11 protein-coding genes are annotated in these 13,189 nt (G+C 59.2%); 9 read left to right on the top strand and 2 right to left on the bottom strand.

The features are described from left to right. Nucleotides 1–150 precede the first annotated feature (150 nt). From ACR0FB_RS08065 to mdoH, 4 genes are read left to right on the top strand one after another with little or no spacing between them, the layout of a single operon-like run. On the top strand, nucleotides 151–1,521 hold the full coding sequence (locus ACR0FB_RS08065; RefSeq protein ID WP_171633645.1) for a tetratricopeptide repeat protein: 1,371 nt from the start codon (nucleotides 151–153) through the stop codon (nucleotides 1,519–1,521). 28 nt (nucleotides 1,522–1,549) lie between these two features. Then, the gene (locus ACR0FB_RS08060) at nucleotides 1,550–2,767 is read left to right on the top strand and encodes an OpgC family protein (RefSeq protein ID WP_480618974.1); all 1,218 of its coding nucleotides are present in this window, start codon (nucleotides 1,550–1,552) and stop codon (nucleotides 2,765–2,767) included. Then, nucleotides 2,764–4,263 carry an OpgD/OpgG family glucan biosynthesis protein gene (locus ACR0FB_RS08055; RefSeq protein WP_480618972.1) on the top strand — a complete coding sequence of 500 codons (1,500 nt, stop codon included), beginning with the start codon at nucleotides 2,764–2,766 and terminating at the stop codon, nucleotides 4,261–4,263. The genes ACR0FB_RS08060 and ACR0FB_RS08055 overlap by 4 nt, the downstream gene beginning before the upstream one ends. Next, nucleotides 4,260–6,131, top strand: coding sequence for a glucans biosynthesis glucosyltransferase MdoH (gene mdoH, locus ACR0FB_RS08050; protein WP_480487061.1), 1,872 nt, complete (start codon nucleotides 4,260–4,262; stop codon nucleotides 6,129–6,131). The genes ACR0FB_RS08055 and mdoH overlap by 4 nt, the downstream gene beginning before the upstream one ends. Here the strand turns inward: mdoH and ACR0FB_RS08045 are convergent, their stop codons facing one another. Continuing rightward, nucleotides 6,132–6,956, bottom strand: coding sequence for a CE1 family esterase (locus ACR0FB_RS08045; RefSeq protein WP_209547165.1), 825 nt, complete (start codon nucleotides 6,954–6,956; stop codon nucleotides 6,132–6,134). Next, complete coding sequence (locus ACR0FB_RS08040; protein ID WP_171723661.1) at nucleotides 6,953–7,393, bottom strand: rhodanese-like domain-containing protein; 441 nt, start codon at nucleotides 7,391–7,393, stop codon at nucleotides 6,953–6,955. The genes ACR0FB_RS08045 and ACR0FB_RS08040 overlap by 4 nt, the downstream gene beginning before the upstream one ends. 256 nt (nucleotides 7,394–7,649) lie before the next feature. Between ACR0FB_RS08040 and ACR0FB_RS08035 the strand changes: the two genes are divergently transcribed. Genes ACR0FB_RS08035 through ACR0FB_RS08015 form a run of 5 tightly spaced genes read left to right on the top strand, consistent with a single transcriptional unit; the run spans nucleotide 7,650 to nucleotide 13,183 of the window. After that, the gene (locus tag ACR0FB_RS08035) at nucleotides 7,650–10,520 is read left to right on the top strand and encodes a monovalent cation/H+ antiporter subunit A (RefSeq protein WP_480618970.1); all 2,871 of its coding nucleotides are present in this window, start codon (nucleotides 7,650–7,652) and stop codon (nucleotides 10,518–10,520) included. Further along, nucleotides 10,520–10,879 (top strand): Na+/H+ antiporter subunit C, encoded by a 360-nt coding sequence (locus tag ACR0FB_RS08030; RefSeq protein WP_171633661.1) that lies wholly within the window; start codon nucleotides 10,520–10,522, stop codon nucleotides 10,877–10,879. The genes ACR0FB_RS08035 and ACR0FB_RS08030 overlap by 1 nt, the downstream gene beginning before the upstream one ends. Next, nucleotides 10,876–12,420, top strand: coding sequence for a monovalent cation/H+ antiporter subunit D (locus ACR0FB_RS08025; RefSeq protein ID WP_480618969.1), 1,545 nt, complete (start codon nucleotides 10,876–10,878; stop codon nucleotides 12,418–12,420). The genes ACR0FB_RS08030 and ACR0FB_RS08025 overlap by 4 nt, the downstream gene beginning before the upstream one ends. Then, nucleotides 12,420–12,917: a Na+/H+ antiporter subunit E gene (locus ACR0FB_RS08020; protein WP_171633666.1), complete on the top strand. Its 498-nt coding sequence runs from the start codon at nucleotides 12,420–12,422 to the stop codon at nucleotides 12,915–12,917. The genes ACR0FB_RS08025 and ACR0FB_RS08020 overlap by 1 nt, the downstream gene beginning before the upstream one ends. Then, entirely contained in the window at nucleotides 12,914–13,183 is a 270-nt protein-coding gene (locus ACR0FB_RS08015; protein ID WP_152457439.1) for a K+/H+ antiporter subunit F, read from the top strand. The genes ACR0FB_RS08020 and ACR0FB_RS08015 overlap by 4 nt, the downstream gene beginning before the upstream one ends. The last annotated feature ends 6 nt before the right edge of the window (nucleotides 13,184–13,189 follow it).

Here is a 13,189-nt window from a genome sequence, read left to right as displayed (position 1 = left end):
TGAAACATGTCCTTGAATCGGCGGTTTTTTTCATCTTTTTCGCACACGTCATTTCACCAATTCGAGAGCAGCGTCGATACTGTTACGTCCCTCTCGCACACTCTGGTACATCGAACAGTGTCAAATATCGCAATCAGATTGGACCCAAGTATGAAACAAGACGTTTTCGGACAGATGAACACCCTGACCCAGCCGGCGGCAGTCGAAGCGTGGAATGGTGTTCTGCTTGGGTTCATGGCTCATGCCGCTGTCACGCCCCAGCACTTGGGCAAAGTGCTGGAACTCGAGCCCGACTTCGCGCTGGGTCAAGCGGTCAAAGGTCTGTTCATGGCGCTGCTTGGGCGGCGCGAGATGATGGCGGTTGCTGTCGAAGCGCTGGCTGCTGCCAACGCAGCGATGGAACGTCAACCTGTAACTGAACGCGAACGTCTCTACGTGGATGCGCTGGCCTTGTATCTGGCCGGACAACAGGCACAGGCGGTTCAGAAATTTGAAGCGATTCTGCGTGACCATCCGCAGGACACCCTGGCGATGAAACTAAGCCATGCGACCCGCTTCGTTCTGGGTGATGCAAACGGGATGCGCCGCTCGATCGAGCGTGTGATGCCCGCTTATGAGCCGGACCACCCCGGGCGCGGCTATCTGCTGGGCTGTCATTCTTTCGCGCTGGAAGAAACAGGCGCTTATGAAAAGGCCGAAATCGCGGGCCGTCAGGCGCTGTGGATGGTGTCCGATGATGCCTGGGGCCTGCACGCGGTGGCCCATGTCCACGAAATGACGGGCAATGCGCAGCTGGGCCTTGACTGGCTGGCCGGTCGCGAGGCGGCCTGGGCCCACTGCAACAACTTCCGTTACCACGTGTGGTGGCACAAGGCACTGATGCATCTGGATCTGGGTCAGGTCGATCAGGTGATCGAACTGTATGACAACCATATCCGCAAGGACAAAACCGACGATTATCGTGACATTTCAAACGGCACTTCGCTGTTGATGCGGCTTGAACTTGAGGGGGTAAATGTCGGAAATCGCTGGGAAGAGCTGGCTGATCTGAGTGCCGCACGAACGGAAGACGGCTGCCTGATCTTTGCGGATCTGCATTATCTGCTGGCGCTTACCGGTGACAATCGCGCTGATGCCACGGCCAAGATGCTAAACCGCATGAACAAGGATGCGGCCCGCGCCGACGACGACACCACCCGCCGCATGGCAGACCCCGGTATCGCTGCGGCCATGGGCCTGGAGGCCTTTGGTGACGGCCACTATGGAACCGCCTTTGATCATCTGCTCGCGGCGCGCGATTCCATGCAACTGGCCGGTGGCAGCCACGCGCAACGTGATGTATTTGAACGCATTACCATTGATTCCGGCCTGCGCGCAGGTCGCCTGGACGCGGTGGAACGCATTCTGGATGACCGTCGCGCCAAGCGCGCCGGGGGCGAAGACAATTATGCCATCGCGCGTCGCGCCCTGATCGACGCGGCCCGCGACAGCGGTGACGTCCAAAGCGTCCCCGCCGAATAACAAGAAGACCAAGAAGGACAGAAAACGTATGGCGACCATATCGCCCGCTTCTGATTTTGTACCCGCTGCGGCCCCGGCCGCAGCCCCTGCCAGTGCGCGTGATCCGCGTCTGGATTTCTATCGCGGCATCGCGATGTTCATCATCCTGATCGCCCATATTCCCAACGACCCCTGGGCAAAGTGGATTCCTGCCCGCTTTGGGTACTCGGACGCTACCGAGATTTTTGTGTTCTGCTCGGGCATGGCCTCGGCCATTGCGTTTGGCGGGGCATTTCTGCGCAAGGGATGGTGGATGGGCACCGCCCGAGTGGCCTACCGCATCTGGCAGGTCTATTGGGCGCATATTGCCCTGTTCTTCTTTGTTGCAATGACAATGGCCGCGTTGGATCAGACCGGCACGTTCGAGAAAACCTATGTCTCGTCGTTGAACCTTCAGCATTTCTTCAATGACCCGGCCCCGCAAATGGTCGGGATTTTCACACTGACCTATGTGCCGAACTACTTCGATATCCTGCCGATGTATCTGGTCGTACTGGCGCTTATGCCGCTTTACATGGCGCTCTATCGAGTCAGTTTCTGGCTGATGGCGGCAGTTTGCGTGGCCATCTGGTTCGTCGCGCAAACCGGCGCGCTTGCCCTTCCCGCTGAACCCTGGTCCCAGCGCCAGTGGTTCTTCAACCCCTTCGGATGGCAATTGCTGTTTTTCACCGGCTTCGCCTTCATGCGCGGTTGGATTCCGGCCCCGCCCGTGTCGAAATCCTTGATCTGGGTGGCGATTGCCTTTGTCGTGTTGTCAGCCCCGTTCGGGTCATGGAAAGTCTTCACCTGGATCAACACGGCTGCACCCGAGCTTGGCGCAGTGATCCGCAAGGGCTGGCCCCTGACCGAAGAGCTGCGTGGCAAAACCGAGTTCGGCCTTCTTCGATATGTCCACTTTCTGTCGCTGGCCTATCTGGGATGGGTTGCAGCGGGCGAACACGGCCACCGCCTGATCGCGACGGGTCATGGTCTGGGCGCACGTATCTGGCAATTCCTGCTGGCCGTCGTCACCAAGGTCGGCCAGCAATCCCTTGCCGTATTTGTGTTTTCCATGGCTGCGGCACGGCTGATCGGTGTCGCGCTGGATCAGGCTGGGCGGGATGTCGCCACTGTCTTCGTCGCCAACATTATTGGGTTTGCGATGATCATCGGCGTTGCCTATCTGGCAGCTTGGTTCAAGTCACAACCCTGGAAGTCGAAGAAATGAATTTTACCCGTCGCGCATTCCTCGTCTCGACGACTGCTTTGGCCTTCGCTCCATCCGCTTATGCGACGAGCGGTGAGACGCCTTTTGACCGCGACTATGTAATCGAGGTGGCCCGCGATCTGGCCAGCCGCCCCTATGTGGAACGCGAAATGGTACCGCAGGAATGGCAGGATCTGACCTATCAGCAGTACCGTTCCATCCGGTTCCGGCTTGACCGGGCGCTGTGGTATGAAACCGAGACGCCCTTCAACGTGGATTTCTTCACCCCCGGCCTTTATTTCCCGCGCACCGTCAAGGTGGAAACGGTCGAGAACGGCATGACCAAGCCGGTCGCCTTCGATCTGGAAATGTTCGACAAGTCAGAAGACGTGCCGCAACTGCCGATCGATGACACGCTGGGCTTCTCGGGCCTGCGCCTGCGAACTGAAATGCACCGCCCCGGCAAGACAGATGAATTCTGCGTCTGGCAGGGGGCCAGCTATTTCCGCGCCATTGGCCTGCACGAGGTTTACGGACTGTCCGCGCGGGGTCTGGCGTTGAAAACCGGCGACCCGGACGGCGAGGAATTTCCCGAATTCATCCGTTTCTGGCTGGAACGTCCCGAACCGGGCCAACGCAACATGGTCGTGCATGCATTGTTGGACAGCCCCAGCGTGACCGGCGCCTATCGTTTCAACGTCACGGCGGGCGCGGATTGCATCATGGATGTCGAGGCAACGCTGTTCCCGCGCGAAGACCTGCCCCACGTAGGGATCGCTCCGGGAACTTCGATGTTCCTGTTCGACCAGACCAACCACAGCCGGTTCGACGATTTCCGCCCTGCTGTGCACGACAGCGACGGGTTGATGATCCGCAATGGCGCGGGCGAGGTCCTGTGGCGTCCGTTGGCCAATCCGACCCGATTGCAGGTCTCATCCTTCGTCGATACAAACCCACGCGGGTTTGGTCTGATGCAGCGCAAACGAGAGTTTTCGGACTACGCCGATCTCGAGGCCAATTACCACAAGCGCCCGGGCCTGTGGGTCGAGCCCCAAGAAGACTGGGGCAAAGGCTCGGTCACGCTGGTCGAGATCCCGGCAGATCAGGAAATCTATGACAACATCGTCGCCTATTGGAGGCCCGCTGAACCCTATGTGGCAGGCAGTCAGGTTGATCTGTCCTATCGCCTGATCTGGGGGGAAGAACCCCAGCGCACACCGATGCCGCGCGTGATCAACACCGCGATGGGCGAGAACACCTTTGGCGAAGGCCGGCTGGCCATCATCGATTTTGAAGACAGCGAACTGTTCGAGGACCTGGGCGCAATCACGGTCTTTGTGGATTCGCCACATGCGGAAACTTCGGAAGGCGTCTTGCAGCGCAACCCGGATACCGGCGGTCCACGGCTGGCGTTTTCATTCCAGCCCGGCGAACGCAACCATGTCGAGTTGCGCGCACAATTGTTGAAAGACAAACAGCCTGCCTCGGAAGTCTGGCTGTACCGTTGGACCACATGAGCCGCGATCTGCATATCATGCCGCCCGAGGCCCCTCTGGCGATGCCTGCGCAGAACTTCAGCGCACGGTTCCGGGATGCCGATGCGCCTTCCGGTCAGCACAAATCCTCTGCCGGTTTCTGGCGCGCGCTGGCTTTTTCGCCCGCGATGGCCGCCACTCTGGCCTTGCTGTGGGTCATGAGTGACTGGTTTGACGCGGAAGGAATCAACGTGGTCGAAGCCATCCTTTTGACCTTGATTTCGTTCAACTTCTTCTGGATTTCCTTCACCGTCTGCACTGTTTTGCTGGGCATGGTGTCGCTGGCGAAACAGGAACGGCCCGAGCGTCGGACCGCGGCGCAACCCCTGCGGGTGGCCCTGCTGACCCCGGTCTACAATGAAGTCCCCTGGAACGTGTTGGGCAATGCCCGCACCATGCTGGAGGATCTTCAGGCGCGCGGCGGTAAACACCACTATGCCATGTTCATTCTGTCGGACACGCGCGATCCCGAGATTGCGGCGCAGGAACAGGCCAGCGTCGAAGCACTGCGCACCACCCTGGCACCCGGGCTTGAGCTGTATTATCGCCGCCGCGAACAGAATACCGACCGCAAAGTTGGCAACATCGCCGACTGGGTCAGCCGTTGGGGCGCGGATTGGGATGCCATGCTGGTGCTGGATGCTGACAGCCTGATGACCGGGCGCGCAATCCATCGCCTGACTGATGCACTGGCATGCGATCCGGGTGCGGGCTTGATTCAAAGCTATCCGCAGTTGATAGGCGCACAGTCAGTCTTTGCCCGGATGCAGCAATTTGCAAATGGTGTCTATGGCATCGCCTTTGCCGAAGGTCTGGCCCGTTGGTGCGGGCAAGAAGGCAACTATTGGGGCCATAACGCGATTATCCGCACCAAGGCCTTTGCCACCAGCGCCGGCCTGCCCAAGCTGCGTTCGTTCAGCGGTCAGGACAAGCTGATCATGAGCCACGATTTCGTCGAGGCCGGCCTGCTGCGCCGTGCCGGATGGGCCGTGCGATTTCTGCCGCGTATTCGCGGGTCATATGAAGAAACACCGCCGACCCTCATCGATCACGCAATGCGGGACCGCCGCTGGTGTCAGGGTAACTTGCAACACCTGAAATTGCTGGGTTCTTCCGGATTCCGTGCCGTATCGCGATTCCACATGTTCCACGGCGCGGTCGGCTATCTGATGTCCCCGTTGTGGTTTGCACTATTGTTGATGTGGGCGCTGATCGGTCAGGGTCAGGATGCCTCTGTCCTGCATTATTTCAGCCCCGACAATCCTCTGTTCCCACAATGGCCCGAGATGTCGGAAACCCGTCACGTGCTGATCATTCTGGTCATGTACGCGATGCTGTTGGCCCCCAAGGTTCTGGGCGTTCTGGCCCTGCCGTTGAGCGGTGTACGCTACGCGGATTTCGGTGGCGGGCGCAAATTCCTTGCCTCTTTCCTGGCCGAGGTTCTGTTGTCGATCCTTTACGCTCCGATCCTGATGGTGCAACAGATGATCGCTGTGTTCCGTACGGCTTTTGGCATTCAGCGCGGCTGGTCGCCTCAGGCCCGCGACGGTGGCACCTATGGTCTGCGAACGCTGATCCTGTGCCATGCGCTGGAAACCGTAAGCGGAGTGGCGCTGAGCGTCGGTATCCTGTCCGGTCTGGTGTCGGTCTGGCTGGCCCCGATCGCCATCAGCCTTGCGCTGGCTATCCCATTGTCCGCGCTCAGCGGTGTCTCGGCAGGTGCCGCGCGCAAGATGGTCGGAATGCGGGAAGACTTCAGCGAACCCGCCATTACCCGGTCAGCGCGCCGCTATCGCGATGAACTGAAGCGACTGGTCGAAGGCAAAGGCAACATGACCCCGGCCGAGTGATCAACTGCCGGGAAGCCCTTCGTACCAATCGATTATCATGTCGGCCCAGCCTGCGGGAACGGTGTGCCCTCCGGGGAACAGAGCAAATTCCAGCGCACTGCCTTCGGCACAGGTGGTCCAGCGGCGGCGCATGAAATCACCCGTCGCGCTGAACCCGGTCGGTTTGTGATCGACACAACCGTTCGCATCGCGCCAGATTTCGAGACCCGCATAGATATCACCCTGCTGAAAGCGTCCTCCGCCCAGCAAGCGCCCTTCCAGCGGCACCACATTGTCGGTCCAGCCATGCGTATGGAACATACGGATCGGACCATTGCAGGTTTCAGGGTGCGGGCGCCAGAAACCACCGGACACCGGGACATAGGCCGAAAACGTATCGGGGCTCTCGCAGGCCAGATAGTTGACCATGAAAGCTCCGGCGGAAAACCCGCCCAGCAGGACACGGTCAGTGTCGATGCCAAACCGCCGTGCCGCGTCTTGCACCGCTTCAGTCAGAAAGGCGGCTTCGTCCCGCTCACCAAAACCGGGATAGAAATTCCAGCTTTTGGTGCCGCCCCGGTCGGGCCTTTCCAACCCCTCAGGGGCCATCACCGCATAGCCGCGCTCCAACAGCGGTTCGACCATCCCGCGATTGCGCATCGTGCCCGACCCGCTGCCGCCATACCCATGCAGGAACACCACCATTGGCGCATTGTCCGCGTCGGGCAGTTCGATGTGATAGGCACCCATGGGTGTCTCACAGGTATCCTCTTGACCGGCACACCCCGCGAAAGCGGTCTGCCCGGTCACTGCCAAGGCCAACGCCAGACTGAATTCCCGGATCATCCTGCATCCTCATCATATTTGCGCACCGGCAATCCGGCCCGAACCCATCCCGGCCCTGCGGCCGAACCCAACATACCCTCGGGCACGTCGATCACATTGGTGAATCCAGCTTCGATCAGGCGGTTGCTCAGGCGTGCCGAGCGCACGCCGCGCGCGCAAATCAAGGCCACCGGGGTCGCCGGATCGCCGCCAGCCAATTCCGTCAGTGCTTTGACAAAATCCTCGCGCCGCATGTCCAGCGGCACGGCACCTTCGCCTATGCCCGATGCGCGCCATTCACGCGGCGTGCGGATATCGATCAACAGAACGTTTCCCTTCGAGGCCTGCTCATGGGCCTCGGCAACCGTTATCCGGCCGCCGTCGTGGTCTTCGGGGATCAAACGGTATTCCCTGATCGCAAACCCGCCTGCAATCGCCGCGCATGCGCCGATCAACATCCATCTTCGGGCTCGGTTCACTTTCTCGGCCAAGCTTCAGCCTCCTGTTCGCTGACATGTGTTCTATCACAGATGGTCTGAAACGGGGGCGTTGAAAAACCCGGCCCGCATCAAGATCACGTCATTTTTTCGAATCCTTGCAGAGTTTCTGATGGGGCCAATAGGACTCTGTAAAAAAGTTACAATATCTGGACAGTCGGGAAAATATCCTTACAAAATTGGCTTCACACTGACCGCCCAGACCGGAGTATCGCACTTGTCCCTATTCCTTATCGCGGCCCTTCCCTTCCTCGGCGCTGTTTTTCCTGCCCTGCTGATCCGGGCAGGTCGGAACGCAGCCGCCTCCGCCGCCGGGTTAACCACATTCCTGGCCCTGATGGGCCTGTTGATCCATGCCCCTGCGGTGATGCGCGGAGACGTCGTGACCGCCCGGTTCGACTGGATACCGGGGCTGGGGCTGAACGCGAACTTCATGCTGGACGGCCTGGGGTTTTTGTTCGCGTTGCTGATCCTCGTCATTGGATTGCTCATCATTCTCTACGCACGGTTCTACCTGTCGCGCGAAGATCCGATGGGGCAGTTCTATACCTACCTGCTGCTGTTTCAGGGGGCGATGGTTGGTATTGTCCTGTCCGACAATATCCTGCTTTTGATTGTTTTCTGGGAGCTTACATCGCTCAGCTCATTCCTGCTGATCGGCTATTGGAAGCACCTTCCCGAAGGTCGGCAGGGCGCGCGCATGGCCTTGGCCGTCACCGGCTCTGGCGGCTTGGCGATGATCGCCGGGATGCTGATCCTCGGCAATATCGTGGGGTCTTACGATCTCAGCGTCATTTTGCAGAACAAAGAACTGATCCAGGCCTCACCCTACTACATGCCTGCGCTGATCCTGATCCTGCTGGGCTGTTTTACCAAGTCGGCGCAGTTCCCGTTTCATTTCTGGTTGCCGCACGCCATGGCCGCGCCGACACCGGTTTCAGCCTATCTGCACTCTGCCACCATGGTGAAAGCGGGCCTGTTCCTGATGGCACGGATGTGGCCGGTTCTGGCAGGCACGGATGCGTGGTTCTATATCGTCGCCACGACGGGGCTGGTCACCATGCTGATTGGCGCGTCTATCGCGTTGTTCAAGGACGACCTTAAGGCGCTGCTGGCGTTTTCGACCGTTTCGCATCTGGGCCTCATCACCATGCTGCTGGGCTTTGGCACAAAGATTGCAGCCGTCGCTGCCGTGTTTCACATCATCAACCATGCAACGTTTAAAGCCGCCTTGTTCATGACCGCCGGGATCGTGGATCACGAAACCGGCACGCGCGATATCAAAAGACTGGGTGGCTTGCGCCACCTGATGCCGATCACCTTCACAATCGGCACGATTGCCGCCCTCTCGATGGCCGGGCTGCCGCCTCTGAACGGTTTCCTGTCCAAAGAAATGATGCTTGAGGAAACCGTGCACACCACATGGATGCACTCTCATTACCTGGTGCCGGGGCTGGCGCTGTTGGCTGCGTTGTTCTCGGCCGCGTATTCCTTCCGCTTCGTCAGCCACGTCTTTCTTGGACCACAGCGGGAAGATTATCCGGCACATCCGCATGATCCGCCCGTTGGGTTGTGGATTGCGCCCGCTTTCCTGGTCGTACTTGTCATTCTGATCGGCCTTTATTCCGCGACCATTGTCGGCCCATTGGTCGCAGTAGTGTCCAGCGCGGTGATCGGCGGCGAGAAGCTTCCGTATTACTCGCTGAAACTCTGGCATGGCTTCACACCGGCGCTTTACATGTCGGTCGTGGCCACGCTGGGCGGTCTATTCCTACTGGCGTTGCACAGACGAGGTGAGCGGATCTGGAACGCCCTGCCCCGCCCCGAAGCCAAGCAGATCTTTGAAGCAATCATAGAAGCGCTGACCCGGCTGAGCCGCTGGATCACCGATGAGATGCACAACGGGGTCCTCAGCCGCTATGCGATCATCTTTGTCGCCTTTACCGTTGGCCTGGGCTATTATGCGTATTCGACCGGAACCATCGGCATTGAAACCCGCGTTCCGCTGCCGGCTCAGATCATTCCGATCATTGGCTGGATCTGCCTTGTGGGTGCGACGCTGGGCATTATGTGGTTCCACCGGAATCGTCTTTTGTCACTGGTATTGATCGGTGTCGTCGGCCTGATCGTTTCGATTGCCTTCAACTATCTCTCGGCCCCGGACCTTGCCTTGACGCAAATCTCGGTCGAGGTGGTGACAATGATCCTTTTGTTGCTGTCGCTGAACTTCCTGCCGACCGAAACGCCCTGGGACAGTTCAGCGGCGCGGCGCTGGCGGGACGCGGCGATTTCTGTGGTCGCGGGCCTTGGCACCGGTGCGTTGATCTACGCGATGATGATGCGCGATTTCGCGTTCCCGACGATTTCAGATTTCCATCTGGCCAATTCCTACAAAGGCGGCGGCGGCACCAATGTGGTCAATGTGATCCTCGTCGACTTCCGGGGTTTTGATACCTTTGGCGAAATCATCGTTCTGGGCATCGCCGCGCTGATCATCTTTGCACTGACGGAATCCGTTCTCGGGACAAATGTCCGCAGCTATCTGCTGAACCGCAAACCGCATTGGCCGCAATCCGGGGATTCGCATCCGCTAATGATGGTTGTGGTCACCCGCGTCATGATGCCGATCGCACTGATGGTCGGGGCGTACATCTTCTTCCGCGGGCACAACCAGCCCGGCGGAGGCTTTATTGCCGGCCTGATCGTCGCCATCGCTTATCTGATGCAATACATGGCCAGCGGCTATACCTGGGCCATCGAGCGGCAGAGGTTCTATTACCACGGCACCATCGGCTGGGGTGTTCTGATCGCCGCGGCAACCGGGTTGGGCGCGTGGTTCAACGAACGCCCCTTCCTGACCAGCGATTTCGGCTACATCAACTGGCCTCCGCTTGAGGAATTCGAATGGGCCACCGCCATGCTGTTTGATACAGGCGTATTCCTGGCGGTTCTGGGTGCGGTCATGCTGGCATTGGACAGCCTGTCCCGCTTTGCGTGGCAACCGGGGATGGCACAGGAATTCCCGATGGATATCAATCCCCTGCGAGACAACCCACCGGAAGAGCAACAAGAGAAGGAGCAGGCTTGATGGAAGCGCTCGTAGCCTCTGCCGTCGGTATCATGACCGCTGCCGGGATCTTCCTGATCCTGCGCCGCCGGACGTTTCCGGTCATTCTGGGCCTGTCTCTGATCACATACGCGGTGAATGTCTTCCTGTTCGCGACCGGACGACTGGCGCTGAACGCGCCTGCGGTTCTGAACAAGTACAAGGACGTGCCCTATACCGACCCACTTCCACAGGCGTTGGTCCTGACGGCCATCGTGATCTCGTTCGGGATGACCGCCGTGATCGTGATGATCTCGCTCAGCGCATACCTGTCCGCCAAGAATGACCATATCGACATGACCGCCCAGGACAGTGTTGACGCGCCGGGAGATGACGCATGAACCACTGGATCGTTGCGCCGATCGTCCTGCCCGCGATTCTGGCCCCTTTCATCATCATGGTCCTGCGATACCATCTGGACTTGCAACGTATCTTCTCGGTCGCGGGTGTCGTGGCTTTGCTTGGGATTGCGCTGACAATCACGGCTCAGGCCTCGGGCGGGGACATTCAGGTGTACGAGCTTGGCGACTGGCCCGCCCCCTTTGGCATCGTTATGGTGCTGGATCGCATGTCCGCAATGATGGTTCTGCTGACCGCCCTGCTGGCCCTGCCGATCGTGCTTTATGCCATCGCCTCGGGCTGGGATGACCGGGGCAAGCATTTCCACGCGCTGTTTCATTTCCAGCTCATGGGCGTCTGTGGCGCCTTCCTGACCGGCGACGCCTTCAACCTTTTCGTGTTCTTCGAGGTGCTGCTGATCGCGTCTTACGGCCTTATGACCCATGGCGGTGGCGCGGTACGGTTGAAAGCGGGTGTGCAGTATGTGGCGTATAACCTGTTGGGGTCGACCCTGTTTCTGTTTGCCCTTGGCACGATCTATGGCGTGACCGGAACGCTGAACATGGCGGACATCGCCGTGCGCGTTGCGGAGATCCCAGTCGAAGATACCGCATTGTTGCGGGTTGGTGCGGTGTTGTTGCTGCTGGTCTTCTGCATCAAGGCTGCCGTTCTGCCGCTGCACTTCTGGCTGCCCGCCAGCTATGCCAACGCCCCGCTGCCGGTTGCGGCCCTGTTTGCAATCATGACCAAGGTAGGAGCCTATTCGATCCTGCGAATGTACACTCTGGCCTTCGGTCCCGACGTCGAAGTCACGCAGGGTCTGGTTGGCGATTGGTTGCAACCCGCGGCGCTGCTGACGCTTGCTGTCGGCGCCGTCGGCATTTTGGGATCGCAGCATATTGCCCGCATGGTTGCCTTTTGCGCCATCGCGTCCATGGGTACTTTGCTGATCGCGATTTCACAGTTCACGCCCGGCGCGACGGCAGCCGCCCTTTATTACGTGTTCCATTCGACACTTGCGACCGCGTTGCTGTTCCTCATTGCTGACCTGATCATGGAACGGCAGGGAGGGGCCATAGCCCCCAAGCCGCCGATGCCGCAAAGCGGGTTGATTGCCGCCCTGTTCTTTGTCGGCGCCATCGCGATGGCTGGAATGCCGCCGTTGTCCGGCTTTGTTGGCAAGCTTTTGGTTCTGGACGCTTCGCGCGATGCATCCGATGCCACCTCGGTCTGGGCCGTTATCCTGATTGGATCATTCGTCACCATCGTCGGGCTGGCCCGTGCCGGGACGCTGATCTTCTGGAAAAGCTACGACGCTGAGGTTGTCACAACCGATGAAACCGCCGAAGGCGAAAACGCGTCTGCCGCCGCCGCCCCCGAACCGCAACCCGGCGTTGCTTTTACGGCTGTGTTCGGGGCCGTGGCAGGTCTGATCCTGCTGACCCTGTTCGCGGGTCCGGCCCTGGAGTACACGAGCAAAACCGCAGAGCAGTTGTTTACCCCTGAAAACTACATCTCTGCCGTCTTGGGAAGGGAAGAGTGATGAAACTGCTGCGCCGAATTTTCCCGCACCCTCACCTGACGATTTTGCTGACGCTTGTCTGGATTCTGCTGGCGAACAAGCCTTCGCTGAATTCTTTGATCTTTGGCCTGATCCTCGGGATCATCATTCCATTCGTCACACAACCCTACTGGCCGGATCGTCCCAAACTTCGCAATTGGCCAATGGTTGTGGAATACATGCTGGTGGTGCTTTGGGATATCGTGGTTGCGAACGTGACGGTGGCCCGGATCATCCTGTTCAAACGCAATGACAACCGCCAGCCCAACTGGGTCTGTGTCCCGCTTGAGCTGCGCACACCCGAAGCGATCACGGTTCTTGCGGGCACCATCACGATGACTCCGGGCACCGTCAGTTGTGATTTGTCAGCTCAGGGGCATAATCTGCTGGTGCACTGTCTTGATGCCCCCGACCCCGAGGCCGTGCGGGACCAGATCAAACAGCGCTATGAACGTCGCCTGAAGGAGATTTTCGAATGATCGACTACGCGATTTATTTTGCATTTGCCTGTTTCGGTGCGGCGATCATGATGTGTCTGTGGCGTATCATCACCGCTGACGGGGTCGGCACCCGGGTTCTGGCCTTGGACACTATGGTAATCAACACAATCGCCCTGATGATCCTATATGGGTTGGATCAGGGGACCGAGATCTTTTTCGAGGCCGCCATGATCATTGCCATGCTCGGTTTTGTTTCCACCGTGGCCTATGCGCGCTTCATGTTGCGCGGCAACATTATCGAATGAGGGCGG

Source organism: Ruegeria sp. P10 (assembly GCF_056534925.1).
Note: the sequence above shows the minus strand (reverse complement) of the source record. Positions and strands in the feature narration are given on the sequence as shown.